Source organism: Photobacterium profundum (assembly GCF_003026285.1).
Classification (GTDB): Bacteria; Pseudomonadota; Gammaproteobacteria; order Enterobacterales; family Vibrionaceae; genus Photobacterium; species Photobacterium profundum.
This window is the reverse complement of the sequence record NZ_PYOD01000017.1, coordinates 31,899-48,545: the sequence shown is the minus strand read 5'-3', so window position 1 is coordinate 48,545 and position 16,647 is coordinate 31,899. Positions and strand designations below refer to the sequence as shown.

General features: G+C 43.8%; 18 protein-coding genes. 10 read left to right on the top strand and 8 right to left on the bottom strand.

The features are described 5' to 3' along the window. Positions 1 to 177 precede the first annotated feature (177 nt). From C9J48_RS23365 to fis, 5 genes are all read left to right on the top strand, one after another. Complete coding sequence (locus C9J48_RS23365) at positions 178 to 459, top strand: YhdT family protein (RefSeq protein ID WP_006233734.1); 282 nt, start codon at positions 178 to 180, stop codon at positions 457 to 459. Beyond that, positions 452 to 1,906, top strand: coding sequence for a sodium/pantothenate symporter (gene panF, locus C9J48_RS23360; protein WP_006233735.1), 1,455 nt, complete (start codon positions 452 to 454; stop codon positions 1,904 to 1,906). Before C9J48_RS23365 ends, panF begins: the two co-directional genes overlap by 8 nt. A gap of 171 nt (positions 1,907 to 2,077) precedes the next feature. Beyond that, on the top strand, positions 2,078 to 2,962 hold the full coding sequence (gene prmA / locus C9J48_RS23355) for a 50S ribosomal protein L11 methyltransferase (protein WP_006233736.1): 885 nt from the start codon (positions 2,078 to 2,080) through the stop codon (positions 2,960 to 2,962). Between the two features lie 172 nt (positions 2,963 to 3,134). Continuing rightward, entirely contained in the window at positions 3,135 to 4,100 is a 966-nt protein-coding gene (gene dusB / locus C9J48_RS23350; RefSeq protein WP_006233737.1) for a tRNA dihydrouridine synthase DusB, read from the top strand. A 23-nt stretch (positions 4,101 to 4,123) separates the two neighbouring features. Continuing rightward, positions 4,124 to 4,420 (top strand): DNA-binding transcriptional regulator Fis, encoded by a 297-nt coding sequence (fis, locus tag C9J48_RS23345; protein ID WP_005372656.1) that lies wholly within the window; start codon positions 4,124 to 4,126, stop codon positions 4,418 to 4,420. Positions 4,421 to 4,476: 56 nt separating this feature from the next. Here fis and C9J48_RS23340 read toward each other — a convergent pair whose 3' ends face one another. Both C9J48_RS23340 and C9J48_RS23335 read right to left on the bottom strand, forming a co-directional pair. Next, complete coding sequence (locus C9J48_RS23340) at positions 4,477 to 4,683, bottom strand: hypothetical protein (RefSeq protein WP_131541651.1); 207 nt, start codon at positions 4,681 to 4,683, stop codon at positions 4,477 to 4,479. Positions 4,684 to 4,727: 44 nt separating this feature from the next. Continuing rightward, on the bottom strand, positions 4,728 to 5,612 hold the full coding sequence (locus tag C9J48_RS23335) for an AraC family transcriptional regulator (protein ID WP_242610882.1): 885 nt from the start codon (positions 5,610 to 5,612) through the stop codon (positions 4,728 to 4,730). Positions 5,613 to 5,684: 72 nt separating this feature from the next. Between C9J48_RS23335 and C9J48_RS23330 the strand changes: the two genes are divergently transcribed. Further along, entirely contained in the window at positions 5,685 to 6,647 is a 963-nt protein-coding gene (locus C9J48_RS23330; RefSeq protein ID WP_006233740.1) for a DMT family transporter, read from the top strand. Positions 6,648 to 6,772: 125 nt separating this feature from the next. On the opposite strand, the gene C9J48_RS23325 is transcribed toward C9J48_RS23330, so the two are convergent. Both C9J48_RS23325 and malX read right to left on the bottom strand, forming a co-directional pair. Then, the gene (locus C9J48_RS23325) at positions 6,773 to 7,945 is read right to left on the bottom strand and encodes a MalY/PatB family protein (RefSeq protein ID WP_006233741.1); all 1,173 of its coding nucleotides are present in this window, start codon (positions 7,943 to 7,945) and stop codon (positions 6,773 to 6,775) included. A gap of 65 nt (positions 7,946 to 8,010) precedes the next feature. Beyond that, a complete protein-coding gene (malX, locus tag C9J48_RS23320; RefSeq protein ID WP_006233742.1) occupies positions 8,011 to 9,582 on the bottom strand; it encodes a maltose/glucose-specific PTS transporter subunit IIBC in 1,572 nt (523 codons plus the stop codon). A 305-nt stretch (positions 9,583 to 9,887) separates the two neighbouring features. Here malX and malI point away from each other — a divergent pair, with 305 nt between their 5' ends. Beyond that, entirely contained in the window at positions 9,888 to 10,910 is a 1,023-nt protein-coding gene (gene malI, locus C9J48_RS23315; RefSeq protein WP_006233743.1) for a Mal regulon transcriptional regulator MalI, read from the top strand. Between the two features lie 125 nt (positions 10,911 to 11,035). Here the strand turns inward: malI and ppnP are convergent, their stop codons facing one another. Continuing rightward, the gene (ppnP, locus tag C9J48_RS23310) at positions 11,036 to 11,317 is read right to left on the bottom strand and encodes a pyrimidine/purine nucleoside phosphorylase (RefSeq protein WP_006233744.1); all 282 of its coding nucleotides are present in this window, start codon (positions 11,315 to 11,317) and stop codon (positions 11,036 to 11,038) included. 172 nt (positions 11,318 to 11,489) lie between these two features. On the opposite strand from ppnP, the gene C9J48_RS23305 reads away from it, so the two are divergent. Then, positions 11,490 to 11,696 (top strand): hypothetical protein, encoded by a 207-nt coding sequence (locus C9J48_RS23305; protein ID WP_006233745.1) that lies wholly within the window; start codon positions 11,490 to 11,492, stop codon positions 11,694 to 11,696. Positions 11,697 to 11,721: 25 nt separating this feature from the next. Here the strand turns inward: C9J48_RS23305 and zntR are convergent, their stop codons facing one another. Beyond that, positions 11,722 to 12,156 (bottom strand): Zn(2+)-responsive transcriptional regulator, encoded by a 435-nt coding sequence (zntR, locus tag C9J48_RS23300; protein WP_006233746.1) that lies wholly within the window; start codon positions 12,154 to 12,156, stop codon positions 11,722 to 11,724. A 234-nt stretch (positions 12,157 to 12,390) separates the two neighbouring features. On the opposite strand from zntR, the gene purH reads away from it, so the two are divergent. Beyond that, on the top strand, positions 12,391 to 13,983 hold the full coding sequence (purH, locus tag C9J48_RS23295; RefSeq protein WP_006233747.1) for a bifunctional phosphoribosylaminoimidazolecarboxamide formyltransferase/IMP cyclohydrolase: 1,593 nt from the start codon (positions 12,391 to 12,393) through the stop codon (positions 13,981 to 13,983). A 122-nt stretch (positions 13,984 to 14,105) separates the two neighbouring features. Then, positions 14,106 to 15,395, top strand: a complete 1,290-nt coding sequence (purD, locus tag C9J48_RS23290; RefSeq protein ID WP_006233748.1) for a phosphoribosylamine--glycine ligase — start codon at positions 14,106 to 14,108, stop codon at positions 15,393 to 15,395. 138 nt (positions 15,396 to 15,533) lie between these two features. Here purD and C9J48_RS23285 read toward each other — a convergent pair whose 3' ends face one another. Both C9J48_RS23285 and hupA read right to left on the bottom strand, forming a co-directional pair. Next, complete coding sequence (locus C9J48_RS23285; protein ID WP_006233749.1) at positions 15,534 to 16,232, bottom strand: DUF1481 domain-containing protein; 699 nt, start codon at positions 16,230 to 16,232, stop codon at positions 15,534 to 15,536. A gap of 43 nt (positions 16,233 to 16,275) precedes the next feature. Further along, complete coding sequence (hupA, locus tag C9J48_RS23280; protein WP_006233750.1) at positions 16,276 to 16,548, bottom strand: nucleoid-associated protein HU-alpha; 273 nt, start codon at positions 16,546 to 16,548, stop codon at positions 16,276 to 16,278. Positions 16,549 to 16,647: the final 99 nt, after the last annotated feature.

Genomic DNA, 16,647 nt, shown 5'->3' with positions numbered 1-16,647 from the left:
TTCAGTTTCACTGCAATTTCTACTTTCTTCAACATGATTTTCTGACAAATTGATACAGGTCAGTGGCACTGATAAATAACTTTTGCCACAATACCCCCCTTTTTTATTTGTATGAGCATTACTCTCCTTCTCTCTATTCCTTTGAAGTAATGCCAACACAATTGGAGACAACAGCGTATGAAAACACTCTCTGCGCGTTACCGTCAGGCTCATAAAGAGGCTAAATGGGCGGTAGGATTAGCGATTGCCTATTTCATCTGGTGGTATATTTCAGCCTATGCTTTCTCATCAACAGAGATTACAACAACTCTGCCAGAGCTCTATTGGGGCTTTCCACTATGGTTTTTGCTCTCCTGCATTATTGGTCCCATTCTTTTCACAGTGTTATGCGGTTTAATGGTTAAGTTTATCTACCAAGATATGTCTCTGGAAATTGAAAAGGACAATGATCATGAATAGCCAAATACTGATCCCTTTGGTGATCTATTTATTCGCTGTTTTTGCCTTAGCATTTTTCAGTCGAGGCAGAAGTACCTCTTCTAAAGGCTTCTTAAGTGAATATTTGATGGGCAACCGCAGTATGGGCGGCTTTGTATTAGCCATGACATTAGCGGCCACTTATTCCAGCGCCAGCTCATTTATTGGCGGGCCAGGGGCTGCATATAAAATGGGGCTCGGCTGGGTATTACTCGCCATGATTCAACTGCCAGCTGCATGGTTAACGCTAGGGGTGCTCGGGAAAAAATTCGCGATTGAAGCTCGACGGCATAATGCTTTAACCCTTAATGATATTTTATATGCTCGCTATAAAAATAAAGCGGTCGTCATCTTCGCTTCTTTAGCGTTATTGCTCGCTTTTTTTGGCACCATGGTGGTGCAATTTGTTGGTGGCGCACGGTTATTACAAACTGTCACCGGATTACCCTATTCACAAGGGTTAATGATCTTTGCTGTAACTGTTGGCTTGTATACAACCATAGGCGGATTTCGTGCCGTTGTAATGACCGATACGTTGCAAGGGGTTATGATGATTATTGGCACCATTGCCCTGTTAGCAGGAGTGGTGCATGTCGGTGGTAGTGTCGGTGAACTGATAACAAAATTACATCACATTGACCCATCATTGATTACCCCCTTTGGTCCTGATAATTTTCTAAGCCAACCTTTTATGTTGAGCTTCTGGATTCTGGTCTGTTTTGGCGTTATTGGTCTTCCTCACGCTGCCGTTCGCTGTATGGCTTATAAAGACAGCCGTTCATTGCATAGGGGAATGGTGATCAGTACTGCAATGGTAGCTTTCCTGATGCTAGGTATGCATCTATCAGGGGCATTAGGTCGTGCTATCGTGCCCGACATTGCCAGCCCAGATCAGATCATGCCAACCTTGATGATGACTGTTTTGTCCCCTTGGGTGGCGGGTATTTTCTTGGCGGGTCCAATGGCGGCCATTATGTCGAGTATTGACTCACAACTAATTCAGGCATCTGCCACGCTATTAAAAGATTTATACCTCAATTACATCAACCCCAAAGCTGCTGAAGGACCTAACGCCAATAAACACCTTTCTAAGCTATCGTTGTGGGTAACCGGTATTTTTTCTGTTTTGGTCTTTATTGCCGCCACTAACCCGCCCGACATGATCATCTGGTTAAATCTATTAGCCTTTGGCGGCATGCAAGCGGTGTTCTTATGGCCACTCGTACTTGGGTTATATTGGAAAAAAGCATCGGCGACAGGGGCGTTAGCCTCAATGATATCTGGGCTGGTTTGCTATATTAGTTTGTCGGTGATTAAGCCTGACTTAGGTGGGTTACATGCCATCGTGCCCACATTGGCCATTGGGCTGATTGCTTTTGTGCTTGGCAGCCTCACCAAACCAGCGATGGTAACCGCGCCACAGCATTAAGCAGATAAGCCTCTGCTATACCTCTTAAAGATAGCGCCTAGGGTGCTATCTTTTTTTATATCAATAAAAACCGCTGATGTGATTGACATACTAGAGGTGTGGATTGCTGAAATTTCATGCTAGAATCTCGCCCTTATGTTCAAACCGTAGCCAAATAATAAGCGAATTACCATGCCTTGGATTCAAATCAAACTAAACGCAACTGCTGAAAACGCTGAAGCGATTGGCGATATGTTAATGGAAGAAACGGGGGCTTTATCTGCCACTTTCCTTGACGCGCAAGACACACCAGTATTCGAACCAATGCCAGGTGAGACTCGCCTGTGGGGTGATACTGACGTCATTGGTTTATACGATGCTGAAGCCGACATGGATTTCGTGCTGAACATGCTAAAGAACAGCCCTCTAATTGCTGACGATTTTGCTTACAAAATTGAGCAATTAGAAGATAAAGATTGGGAACGTGAATGGATGGTTAATTTCCACCCAATGCGTTTTGGTCGTCGTTTATGGATTTGCCCAAGCTGGCGTGAAGCACCAGAACCAGACGCGGTTAATGTACTACTTGATCCGGGTCTTGCATTCGGTACTGGTACTCACCCAACAACGTCGTTATGTTTAGAGTGGCTTGATGGTCAAGATCTAACGGGACAAACCATTATCGACTTCGGTTGTGGCTCTGGCATTCTAGCCATTGCAGCACTTAAGCTAGGTGCAAAGAAAGTCATTGGTATCGATATCGATCCACAAGCTATCCAAGCATCACGCGATAACGCAGAGCGTAACGGTGTTTCTGATAAATTAGAGCTTTTCCTACCTAAAGATCAGCCTACTGACGTACAAGCAGATGTGGTGGTTGCAAACATTCTTGCGGGCCCATTACGTGAGCTTTCACCGGTAATAAAAAGCCTAGTAAAGCCGGGCGGTAAGCTAGCAATTTCAGGTGTATTGGAAATTCAAGCTGAAGACGTCTCCACATATTACAGCGACGAATTGGCATTAGACCCAGTTGTTGCACGTGATGAATGGTGCCGAATTTCAGGTTGTAAGGCGTAATTTTCGCCATTAGTCATTTTAATTCACCTTTTTTACTGTGCAAAAAACACACAATCGATTGAAAAACATACATTTTTGTTAAACAAAAACTAAATGCTCAATTATTGGTCTTTTCAGCAAGGGAAAAAATGCGTAAAATGCGCGCCCTTACTGGCACAGTCAGGTACAGACATTGCAAATCGGTCCATATCAACTAAACAACCAGCTGATAGTCGCGCCAATGGCGGGTGTGACCGATCGGCCATTTCGTGAACTATGCCTTCGCTACGGCGCGGGAATGGCTGTTAGCGAGATGATGTCGTCGAATCCAGATTTATGGAAAACGGCTAAATCGCAGAACCGAATGGTTCATGAAGGTGAATCGGGGATTCGCTCGGTTCAAATTGCTGGAGCAGATCCAAAGCTGATGGCTGAAGCTGCACAATTTAGTGTTGAGAACGGTGCGCAAATCATCGATATCAACATGGGTTGTCCAGCGAAAAAAGTTAACAAACGCTTGGCTGGTTCGGCATTACTGCAACATCCTGCGTTAATCGAAGAGATTCTTCGTAGCGTTGTGGGTGCAGTCGATGTACCTGTTACGCTAAAAACGCGTACGGGTTGGGATTTAGACAACCGTAACTGTGTCGACATAGCAAAAATCGCGGAACAATGTGGCATTCAAGCTTTAGCGCTTCATGGGCGAACGAAGTCTTGCATGTACAAAGGTGAAGCGGAATATGACTACATCAGAGCAGCTAAACAAGCGGTATCAATTCCGGTAATTGCTAACGGTGATATCGATTCACCGGAAAAGGCTCGCTTTGTACTCGATTATACGGGTGCAGATGCTTTGATGATTGGCCGTCCTGCACAAGGGCGACCGTGGATTTTTAGAGAAATCCAGCATTACTTAACAACCGGCGAATACCTGCCTGCCCCATCTATGGATGAGGTAAGTGGCATTATGTTGGGACATGTTCAAGAACTTCATCGTTTCTACGGTGAATATTTAGGGTTGCGCATTGCACGTAAACACGTGTCTTGGTACTTAAAAGAACATGCACCAGCTGGTGATTTCCGTCGGTCCTTCAACGCACTCGAGAATGCTCAAGAGCAAATCGATGCGCTGCAAGGCTACTTCGAAAACGTTGCATAAATACTAGAAGAGCTTACAGAATTATGTTCGAACAAAATCTGACTTCCGAAGCGTTAACAGTTACAACTGTAACGTCACAAGACCAAATCACACAGAAGCCACTACGTGACTCTGTTAAAGCGTCGCTAAAAAACTATCTTGCTCAGTTAAATGGTCAGGAAGTCGACGATCTGTACGAGCTAGTGCTTGCAGAGGTTGAGCAACCGCTATTAGATACAATCATGCAGTACACACGTGGTAACCAAACACGTGCAGCAACTATGATGGGTATCAACCGCGGTACACTTCGTAAGAAGCTAAAGAAATACGGCATGAACTAAACCGAAAGGTTTAGGAAAGCATTATTGAGGCTTGCACTTTTGGGTGTGAGCCTTTTTTATTTCTTTTTATTTTTCTCTTTCATCGCCCTTTTAAACAACAACTGCTGAGCGGCATATTTTTCGTTTTTGCTTATACCGTCCGTCGCCAAAGTTTTTAGCTGCCGATCAGATAACCGCTCTAACGCTTGTTCATCCACACAACCTTGCAGCTTCACAACACAACCCTTTTGCATCCATCGCTTAAGGTGATCTTTTATATTCATTAATATCAAGTTTCCTAACAATCGTGGCCTTTTCATCAATCACTTTACCTTTCGTCTTGCTGAGTTAGTGTCAGTAATTTCGAACGGTAAACTTCTGGTGTCATACCGGTTTGACGACGAAACATTTTTATAAATGAAGAGGCTTGGCTATAACCAAGGCTAAAAGCGACATCATTAATCGAATACTGCAATTTCAATAAATGCAGCGCATGAACCACCTTTAAGCGCTGTCGCCATTCATTAAAACTCATCTTCAACTCGCGCTGAAAACGACGGGTTAATGTACGCTCGGTGGAATACACATGTTTGGCCCACTCACCTAACGAGCGAGTATCAGCAGGATCGGCCTCCAGAGAGGCTAGAATGGGACTCAATAAAGTATCTGATGTAGTGGGTAGGAAATTATCCATACGCTTAGCAGAGGCTAGCCTTGCAATCAGAACATCAGTCAGGCATTGATCTTGATAATTATCGACTGCCGCCACTTCTCGATGCACCAAATCATCGATGATTGCCTGTACTAAAGGAGATAATGCAATCATGCAAGCTTGCCGAGGCAACTGAGCCACAAGGTGCTGATTAATGTTAATCGCACAATATTCGATGTCTTTACGGTTATAAGCCCGATGAACCACATTAGCTGGTGTCCAAATGGCGTACCCTGCAGGCGACACCATTTTCTGTCCTTCAACTTCCATCTCTAGTACACCATGCTTAATAAGGTGCACCTGCCCCCAGCGATGATGATGGGCTAAAGTTTCCGTGCCTGCGGCGATATGGAAATAATGAATAAATACATCTGTGGGCAATTGCTCAACTAATTGGGGCATAAATTGTCGTTGCTCCATCATTCCACCTTGTTCACATGTTCGTTGTCTGACACGGTCAATTGACTGTCTGGTTTGGCATATCAGGTTCTCTCCCGCCATGTAACACTCTTACTAGGTAAAACGTTTTATCTAATCATTTGTAATCCCCTACATCAATGAGAGAAAATTACTATGACTGAACATCACTCAGGGAGTCGATACGCTAACTATCCGTTTATCGGCTTTTTATTCCCCATTTTGGCAGTTGCCATTTGGGCGACAAATGCCGTGGTTAGTAAAATGGCAACAGCCACGATCGAGCCTGGGGCTATTGCATTTTATCGCTGGTTTTTCGCTTTGCTGTTGCTCACCCCCTTCTGCCTTACAACCGTTTATCGACAACGCCTGCAAATAAAAGTGCACCTAACAAAGCTGACTGTGTTGGCATCGCTCGGCATGGTATTAAATCAAAGCTTGGCGTATTACGCGGCTTACACCACCAGCGCCACAAACATTGCGATTTTTCTCTCGCTAATGCCCTTATTTGGTCTGTTTCTCGCCGTGCCCCTGCTAGGCACGAAATTACGAATCCACACCTTAATTGGGGCATTAATATCATTCATTGGTTTGGTATACATGTTGAGTGAAGGCAACCCGAATCAATTGCTGACGCAAGGGTTCAAACAGGGTGACATGCTTATGTTTGTTTCCAGCCTCTCTTATGCTTTGTATTCCGTATTACTGAATCGCTGGAAGCTACCATTAACACCTTGGTGCGCAGTGTATTGCCAAGTATTTCTGGGTGCCTTGCTACAACTGCCTTTATTGCTTAGTAGCGAGACAACAGCCATTTCGCTTAGCGCCTTACCTATGGTCGCATTTGCCGCCTTTGCTGCCTCAATTATTGCACCATGGTGCTGGCTAAAAGGGGTAACTCAAATTGGCGCTGCACGCTCAACCTTGTTCATGAATTTAGTACCGTTATTTACCGCCAGTATGAGTATTGTGATGCTGGGTATTCATCCTAGTCAGTACCATCTCATTGGAGGGGGGATGGTATTGGTTGGGCTCACTCTGGCTCAAATGAAGCGAGTACCAACTGGAATGCTCGAGGTTAACTCTTCAATAAAACCTCAATCACCAAGTTTGAAGTAACACCAGAACGAAGCAAAGGTAGCCATAACAACAGATTTAGCGTAACAACTCTCAGCTACGCTAAATCTATCGTATAAAAAGTCGGTAAGTATTTACTAACACCCAACGCTTTATAATTAAAAACATTACTGACGAGTTGTCTGTAATGCAGCAATCAGTGCTGTTACACCGGCAACCACTTTACTGCGGGGACAACCTACATTTAACCTGATGTACCCTTTACCTGCAGAGCCATAGGTATCGCCTCGCATAATCGCCACTTTGTGCTCGTTAATTAAAATGCACTGTAATTCATCCATATTGATATTCAGTGAATTCAAATCAATCCACGCTAAGTAAGTGCCTTCAGGTACTTGGTAGTTAATGGTTGGGAATTCCAAGTTCAGTCGCTCGGCGACATACTCTAGATTTGCATGTAAATAGCCTTTCAATGCATCTAGCCATTCATCACCATGTTGATAGGCTGCGATATGCCCAATAACGCCCAAAATAGACGGGGAAGATAAGCCGTGCGCTGCCTTTAATTGCAGTAGAAAAGCTTCACGTGTTGCCTTATCAGGCATAAATGCATAGGAACCCGTCAGCGCGGGAATATTGAAGGATTTAGAGCCCGATGTGACCAGCGCCCAATCATTATCCATTGCAACCTCAGACCAAGGGATATATGAGGAATACGCAACATCCATATGAATATCATCAGAAATCACTTTTATGTTATGGCGCAGACAAATTTCCGCCATCCGCTCCAGCTCTATCTTCGTCCATACCCGTCCAGTAGGGTTTTGCGGGCTGCACAATAATAAAATTTTGCAATGGGACAATGCCGCCTGCGCTTCAAATTGTGGCCAGTCAATCTGATAACCCTCAGCTGTTTTTAATAATGGGCTTTCCAACAACTGACGTTGGTTCGCATTCAGCATATTGCCAAAGGCATCATAAGCAGGAGTGTGTACTAACACACCGTCGCCTTGCTCAGACCAAATCTGCACCAATTGAGAAATAATGTAGATCACCGAGGGGCCGTAAACCACCGATTCGACAGGCAGCTGCACATTAAAACGTTTATCAAACCACCCTGTTATCGCCAGCTTAAAATCATCATGATTCCAGCGGCTATACCCTAAAACACCGTGTTCAAGACGTTGCTGTAATGCTTGCTGAATACATGGCGCAGTTTCAAAATCCATATCAGAAATAGTAAACGGCAATAAATCAGCTTGGCCAAACCGATCTTCGACATAATCCCACTGCGTACAATACGTACCATAGCGATTCACCGTGGTAGAAAAATCAAACATAACAAACCTCAAATTCAGAAAAGAAAAACGGGGAGCCAGGCTCCCCGTAATACAAGTCAGCGCGTTTATGCAGGCATTAAGCTTTGCATTTCATTTTTCACCATATGAACTTGCGGTCCAATCACCACTTGTAGATTATGCTCATCCAGTTTCACTACCCCTAGCGCACCATTAGCTTTCAGTACAGCATCGTTAACTAAAGACATATCTTTTACCGACATACGCAAACGAGTAATACAGTTATCTAACGCTAGAATATTATCTGCACCACCCAATGCAGCTAAAATAATATCGCCTTTGTAACCCAAGTTTTTATCACCTGTTACAGCTGCTGCCAACTCGTCTTGCACTTCAACTTCACGACCCGGCGTTTTAAGGTTAAAGCGCGTGATTGCGAAGCGGAAGATGCTGTAATACATCGCAAACCAAATTGCCGCAACAACCGGTACCACATACCACTTAGTCGCTGTGCCTTGCAGTACACCAAAGATTAAGAAGTCGATAATATTGCCATCGGTATTACCAATAGTGACATCTAACAGCCCCATAACCATGAAACCGAAACCCGTTAAGATGGCATGAATGAAGTACAGAACTGGCGCAACAAATAGGAACAAGAACTCAAGCGGCTCAGTAATACCACCAACCCAACACGCCACTACACCCGATAGCAGCAATGCTTTTACCTTGCTGCGATTTTCAGGGCGTGCACAGTGATACATTGCAAGAGCAGCACCAGGTAAGCCACCTAAAAATGTAGGCATTTTACCTTGCGACAAGAACGCTGTTGCCGTAGGAGAGAAACCATCGGTGGTTGAACAAGATAACTCCGAGTAGAAAATATTTAGAGCGCCGCTAACGGTCTCGCCACACACATCCATCGTACCGCCCGCTTCAGTGAAGCGAACCAGTGCCACTAAAATATGGTGTAAACCAACAGGTAATAATAGGCGCTCACCGGTACCAAATAAGAACGGACCAAAAGGACCTGCATGGGAAATAGCCGTACCAACGCCGTTAATACCGGCTGCAAAGTAAGGCCAGATAAGGGGAACAACTAAACCGACAACGCCTAAAACAAGAGTGGTAATAATAGGTACAAAGCGGGCGCCGCCAAAGAATGCTAATGCATCAGGCATCTTATAGGTATAAAAACGCGTATGCAGTTTTGCAACAATAATACCGACAATCACCGCACCTAGAATACCGGTATCAATCGAATCAATCCCAATGATCGACTTCACACCATATGCTGCTTCCTGCTCAGGGTTACCCAGTACATTCGCCACCGTCAGATAGAAGTTAATCGATAAATTTAACGCGGCATAACCAACAAAACCGGAAAATGCAGCGACACCTTTTTCTTCACGTGCCAAACCTAATGGAATAGCAACGGCAAACATCACAGGCAAATAAATGAAGGCGACTAAGCCAATTTTTGTCATCCACATGAAAATAAGCTGCAGCACCATGTTATCCAGCAACGGCATGCTTTCTTTTACTGCGCTGCTAGACAATGAACTGCCGACACCTAACAAGATACCGGAGAACGCAAGCAATGCGACCGGCAACATGAAGGTTTTACCGAGACTTTGGAAAAATTCCCAAAGTGTAGTTTTCTTGGAAGTATGAGACATGATTGGCTACCTCTAACCCTTTTTTATTGTTGTAGGTACAATGTGATAAAACGTTTTATCAAAAATATTTAAAAAAACGCCAACATAGATTAATAAACCATCTTTGCCAGCGCTTTAGTCATTCACTAAAATAATGATAAAACGTTTTATCAACTATTATTGATACTTTGATCACGTAAATACCGCGACGTAAAACACATTATCTAAACTGTGATCCTGATAAGGTTATGGTTAAATAGATATAACGTTTTACTTCGTTATAATGCACCCTAAGGCGTGCTAATAAATTCCATAAGTTGTTGTTAATGAGTCCTCGAAAAATAAAAATCACTGATGTTGCAGAATACGCGGGAGTCTCGGTATCTACCGTGTCACTGGTATTAGGTAATAAAGGAAGGATATCTGAATCCACCATCAAAAAAGTCAATAAGGCTATTGATGATCTCGGCTATGTACGGAATAAAGCGGCGGCTAACTTACGATCAAATCAATCGAACTTGATCGGCTTGATCCTACGTGACATTACGGATCCTTTTTATACCGAAATTACGGCAGGGATCAGCGAAGAACTAGAAAAGCACGGCTATATGCTCTTTTTAGCACAATGTGGCGACTCACCAGATAAGCTTTTGAAATGTGTTCAATCGATGGTGCAACAGAGCGTCGCAGGTATTGTATTCAGCCCAGTAAGAGGTTCTACACAACCGATTATCGACATGGCAGAAACCCACGAGATACCGATCGTGTGTGTGGCACGCGCATCAGTCGAGTTCGATATTGATTATATCGGTCCAGATAATAATCACGCATCCAAAATGGCAACTCAATACCTTATTGAACAGGGGCACCGCCATATTGCCTATGTGGGTGGAAGCAGCGATTCATTAACACGTGCAGAACGTATTGGCGGCTATTGTACAACCTTGATGCAATATGGCTTACCCTTCAAAAATGAGTGGGTGCTAGAGTGTGGTAATTCACAAAAAGAAGCCGCTGAAACTGTGCAGTATCTATTGAACCACCAGCCAAAAATTACCGCCATTTTATGCCATCGCCCAGCGACAGCATTAGGTGCTATTTACGGTGTGCGCCGAGCGAACCGTAGTATTGGTAAGGATAATTACATTGGTCAACAAGTGGCATTAATCGGCTTTGATGATGTACCAGAAGCAGAACTTACTCAGCCATCGTTAACCTTTGTTACCTCACCAGCTAAAGAAATCGGTCAGCAAGCAGGTTTACGTTTACTGGAAAGAATGAAGAAAAATACAGGCTCAGCACAAAGGGTTATACTTTCCCCGACGTTGCTACAGCGTGAATCTGCATAAAATCATAAATTTAAAATTAACTTATGACTATTTACCTTTTTATAGCTATAAAAAAAGCTTCGTAGAGACGAAGCTTTTTATGATGCGATACCAAGCATTATACTTAGTCGATAGAGCACCAGAAATTAAAGGTAGTCACACAGATATGCCGTCGATGACATGATTTTTACCTCGAATGATGAATCACCTGGTACTTCAAAATCATCCCCTGCATTGAATGTCTCCCATTCTACATGACCAGGTCGCTTCACATCCATTGAGCCTTTAACCACAGTCATTCGCTCGGGTGCAGCGGTACCAAACGTATATTCCCCAGCAGCCATAACACCAACACTCGTTCGATCGCCTTGAGTTTCAAAACCGATTGATTTCACTTGGCCTTCAAAATATTCATTAACATTCAACATGATATTCCCTATCATTCATTTTTATTGACTGGCTTTGAAGCTATCACAGTTTATATCCCCAAGCTATCCCCGCTAGAAAAGTAAGATCACGTTAATCATTAAATTTTTAGTGAAATGTTCGTCGCATTAAAATATCTTATTTAACTCATCTCACGAACCGAAAAGAGGCGATATGAAAAAGCAACTTTTGTGTATCACATTAAGCAGCGTACTTTTAATAGGCTGCTCAGCTCAAGAGAAGCAAGGCATTAAGGATGGCTTCACTGAAATCGGTCATACCACTCGTGATGTTACCCGTGCCACTGGTCATTTTTTCCGTGATACCACTAAAGATGTCATTAGCAATGCCAAAGAAGCGACATCGTCAGATGAAGAGTAATAGATAACAATACATTTTGGCTCAATCACTTATTTACGTGTAATGTAGAACAACAATCTCGCTCATCAAGCGCCTCAAGGATCGAGCAGTGGCTGGCATCATCGTCCACATGACCACAACAAGCATCATTAAGTTTCTTCAATGCAGTTCGAATTCGCGTTAATTCTGCGATTTTCATATCAACATCATCTAACTTCGTTTGAGTAATGGCTTTCACCTCTGCACAGCTATGTTGACTGGCTTCTAGTCGAATGCCCAGCAACTCGCGAATTTCATCGAGGCTCAATCCAATTGCTTTCGCCCTAATAATAAAATTGATGCGCGACAAGTTTTCTTCACTGTATAAGCGATAACCACTATTGCTACGCCCAGCAGGCTCCATCAAGCCATTTTTTTCATAAAACCGCAGTGTATCGTTACTTACCCCACATAATTTTGCGAGCTGTCCAATCAAATACATATACCGACTCCGTTGTGCTTCAATGATTTTGTAGGGTTAAATAGGGAAAACAGCCAAGAGCAAACGTTTGCGTCACTTCGAAATTAATGTAAAATACGCACAACAGATGCTTCTACAGCTCAATGAAAGCTTGGTTTTTTCAATTTTAGCCGAGGCTATTTCCCAAGACTACCGACATCATGCAGTTGTTTTGGGAAATATCCTATTCACCGTGTATTTAGAGAGATGGTAGCAATGGAAAACGCTCGTCCTGTTCACCGTGCGCTTATTAGCGTATCAGACAAAACTGGTATTGTTGAATTCGCTCAAGCACTAGCTAACCGTGGCGTAGAGATCCTTTCTACTGGCGGTACTGCGCGTCTACTTGCAGAGAAAAATATCAAAGTAACTGAAGTTTCTGAATATACTGGCTTCCCAGAAATGATGGATGGTCGTGTAAAGACACTGCATCCTAAAGTACACGGCGGTGTACTTGGTCGTCGTGGTCAAGATGACGCAGTAATGGCTGAACATGGCATTGCACCAATCGATATGGTTGTCGTTAACCTATACCCATTCGCAGAAACAGTGGCGAAAGAAGGTTGTACACTGGCTGACGCCGTTGAGAACATCGATATCGGTGGTCCAACAATGGTACGTTCAGCTGCGAAGAACCACAAAGACGTCACGATCATTGTGAATGCGCACGACTACGATCGCGTATTAACAGAAATGGCAACAAACAACGGTTCACTTACACACGCGACCCGCTTTGATCTTGCTATTGCAGCCTTTGAACATACTGCCGCTTATGACGGTATGATTGCGAACTACTTTGGTACAATGGTGCCATCGTACGGTGACAATACTGAAGGCGATACTGAATCTAAATTCCCACGCACCTTTAACCAGCAGTTCGAAAAGAAACAAGACATGCGCTACGGCGAAAACAGCCACCAAGCTGCTGCTTTCTATGTTGAAGCTAACCCTGAAGAAGCGTCAGTCTCTACTGCTCGCCAAATTCAAGGTAAAGCACTTTCTTACAACAACATCGCCGATACTGACGCAGCACTTGAATGTGTGAAAGAATTCGATGAGCCAGCATGTGTAATAGTTAAACACGCTAACCCATGTGGTGTTGCGCTAGGTAAAGACGTTCTAGAAGCGTACAACCGTGCTTATCAAACAGATCCAACATCAGCCTTTGGTGGCATCATAGCTTTTAACCGTCAACTCGATGCGGCAACAGCAACTGCTATCACTGAGCGTCAGTTCGTTGAAGTCATCATTGCGCCTTCAGTATCAGCAGAAGCGATTGAAATCATTGCAGCGAAGAAAAACCTTCGTTTACTTGAGTGCGGCGAATGGTCAACTAAAACCACTAGCTTTGACGTTAAGCGCGTTAATGGTGGTCTATTAGTACAAGACCGTGACCAAGGTATGGTTTCAGCTGACGACCTTAATGTAGTTTCTAAGCGTCAACCAACCGCTGAAGAGTTAAAAGACGCATTATTCTGCTGGAAAGTAGCAAAATACGTAAAATCTAATGCGATTGTTTACTCTAAGGGTGACATGACTGTTGGCGTTGGTGCTGGCCAAATGAGCCGTGTTTACTCTGCAAAAATTGCAGGTATTAAAGCCGCTGACGAAGGCCTTCAAGTTGAAGGTTGTGTAATGGCATCGGATGCATTCTTCCCATTCCGTGATGGTATAGACGCCGCTGCTGAAGCTGGCATTAAATGCGTTATTCAACCGGGTGGTTCTATGCGTGATAATGAAGTTATCGCAGCAGCCGATGAACACGGCATGGCAATGCTATTTACTGGCATGCGTCACTTCCGCCACTAAGTTGCACATAGCAAAAAAGGCCAGTGCATTTCGCTGGCCTGTTTAAACGAATACTATGCCTCTGATTCACATCAGGGGCTTCTCTATTTAGTAAGTACATTGAACATTAGGGAAGAATTACGATGAAAGTTCTTATTATTGGTAATGGTGGTCGTGAACATGCACTCGCGTGGAAAACGGCACAATCTGCAGACGTAAACACTATTTTCGTTGCTCCAGGTAACCCTGGTACTGCTCTTGAACCTAAAGTCGAAAATGTTGCTATTGGTGTTGAAGACATCGAAGCATTAGTCGCTTTTGCCAAAGAAAACGCGATAGACCTAACCATTGTTGGCCCTGAAGCACCTCTTGTTATTGGTGTTGTTGATGCATTCCGTGCGGCAGGGTTAGCTATTTTTGGTCCAACACAAGCAGCTGCTCAGCTTGAAGGCTCAAAAGCATTTACTAAAGACTTTCTTGCTCGCCATGACATCCCTACCGCTGAATACCAAAACTTCACTGAAATTGACCCCGCTTTAGCTTACCTACAAGAAAAAGGTGCTCCGATTGTAGTTAAAGCTGATGGTTTAGCAGCAGGTAAAGGCGTTATCGTTGCGATGACATTACAAGAAGCAGAAAACGCAGTGCGCGACATGCTTGCAGGGAATGCATTTGGCGAGGCTGGTCACCGTGTGGTGATTGAAGAATTCCTCGACGGTGAAGAAGCCAGTTTCATCGTAATGGTCGATGGTAAAAATGTACTACCTATGGCCACCAGCCAAGATCACAAACGTGTTGGCAATGGCGATACAGGCCCTAACACTGGAGGCATGGGCGCATACTCTCCAGCACCTGTTGTTACCCAAGCGATTCATGATCGTGTCATGGAAGAGGTTATCTACCCAACCGTGCGCGGTATGGCAGCAGAAAACACACCTTATACTGGCTTCTTATATGCCGGTTTGATGGTGATGGCCGATGGCACACCAAAAGTGATTGAGTACAACTGCCGTTTTGGTGATCCTGAAACACAACCAATCATGTTACGCCTACAGTCTGATCTTGTTGAATTATGCCTTGCAGCTATTGACCAGAAACTGGATACCGTTGAATCGAAGTGGGATCCACGTGCTGCGATGGGGATTGTTTTAGCCGCTGGTGGTTACCCTGCCGATTACGCGAAAGGCGCAATTATTTCAGGGCTGCCACAGCAAGACGTTGCCGGTGAAAAAGTATTCCAAGCCGGTACAGCCAGTAACAATGGCGCTATCGTGACTAACGGTGGTCGTGTTTTATGTGCAACAGCAATGGGTGATAGCGTTTCTGACGCCCAGAAACGTGCCTACGCGCTTACTAAACAAATATCATGGGATGGCATGTTCCACCGTGATGACATCGGCTACCGTGCGATTGCACGCGAGCTAGAAGCATAACTATATGCTCGGTACAGGATGAAACCTGAGTGATTCTCTGTAAACATCTTAGGTATTATTCACATCGTTGTATCAATAAAAAAACGCGCTGATATGTCAGCGCGTTTTTTTATCTATTCTTAACCGAAAATTGAAGTATTACTCATCCAATAATTTCGGTGGGTAAATACAATGCTGAGTATTACCTTTTAACAACAACAGTTGTTCTGCTATCAACGCTTTCTTCTGTATTTTACCATTCACAGCCATAAAGCCATCTTGAGACAGTGCTTGTACTTGCTGCAACATTGAATCTGACAGTGTTGGCTGAAAAGCAACTTCAAGCTCTCTATTGTCACCACAACGCATAAAACGATTGCCAGCCCATCGCCCCTGAATTAATGACTTACCTTGTTTATTTTGATTCTTCACCAGATCAATCGCAGTATTGGCTTGAATCTTTAATTCAGTAAGTTGAGCATCAGATAATGGTAATACTGTGTCTGCCACCGTATAACGCTGGAATACAGCATTACCTTCAGTGTCGTAACGCACATGCATTGTAAACGACTTTAATCCATCGTCATGTAATTGTGTACCTTGGCGTTTCATCTCACGCAACTTGCCTTCTCGCCAACGATAATCAGATTGATATTTACTAGCATCACCCACGATTAAGACTTCTGATAATTGAATCGCGCGCTTTTGTCGATGAGAGTACCAATAGAGTGATGTGGTATCGCCAGTGATTTCACCACCAGAAATAGTTTGAATAGGTGCGATAGGGTTTTCAGGAACAGAACTAGCCACACAGCCAGTTAGAAGAAGAAAAGAAAAAAGAGGAACTAAAAACTTCATAAAAGAAAACACCGCCAGATAATATTACCTGGCGGAGTATAGATTACTTCAGTGCATCTTTCAGTGCTTTACCTGAAACAAATGCAGGAACATTCGCAGCTGCAATTTGAATTTCTTGACCAGTCTGTGGATTACGACCAGTACGTGCAGCACGGTGATTTACTTTAAATGTACCAAAGCCAATTAGTTGAACTTGATCGCCTTCTTTAAGCGCGCCAGTAATGCCCTCAAGAGTTGATTCCAAAGCTAGCTTAGCTTGCGCTTTTGATAGATCTGCTTTTTCTGCGATCAGGTCAATTAGTTGAGTCTTGTTCATTTGGTTTCCCCTCTAAGGTTTATGTTCTTCAGACGCCACAACTCTAATTCAAAATAAGCCCGTGTGGCAAAGGTTTGTCAGCTATCATGTGGCTATATG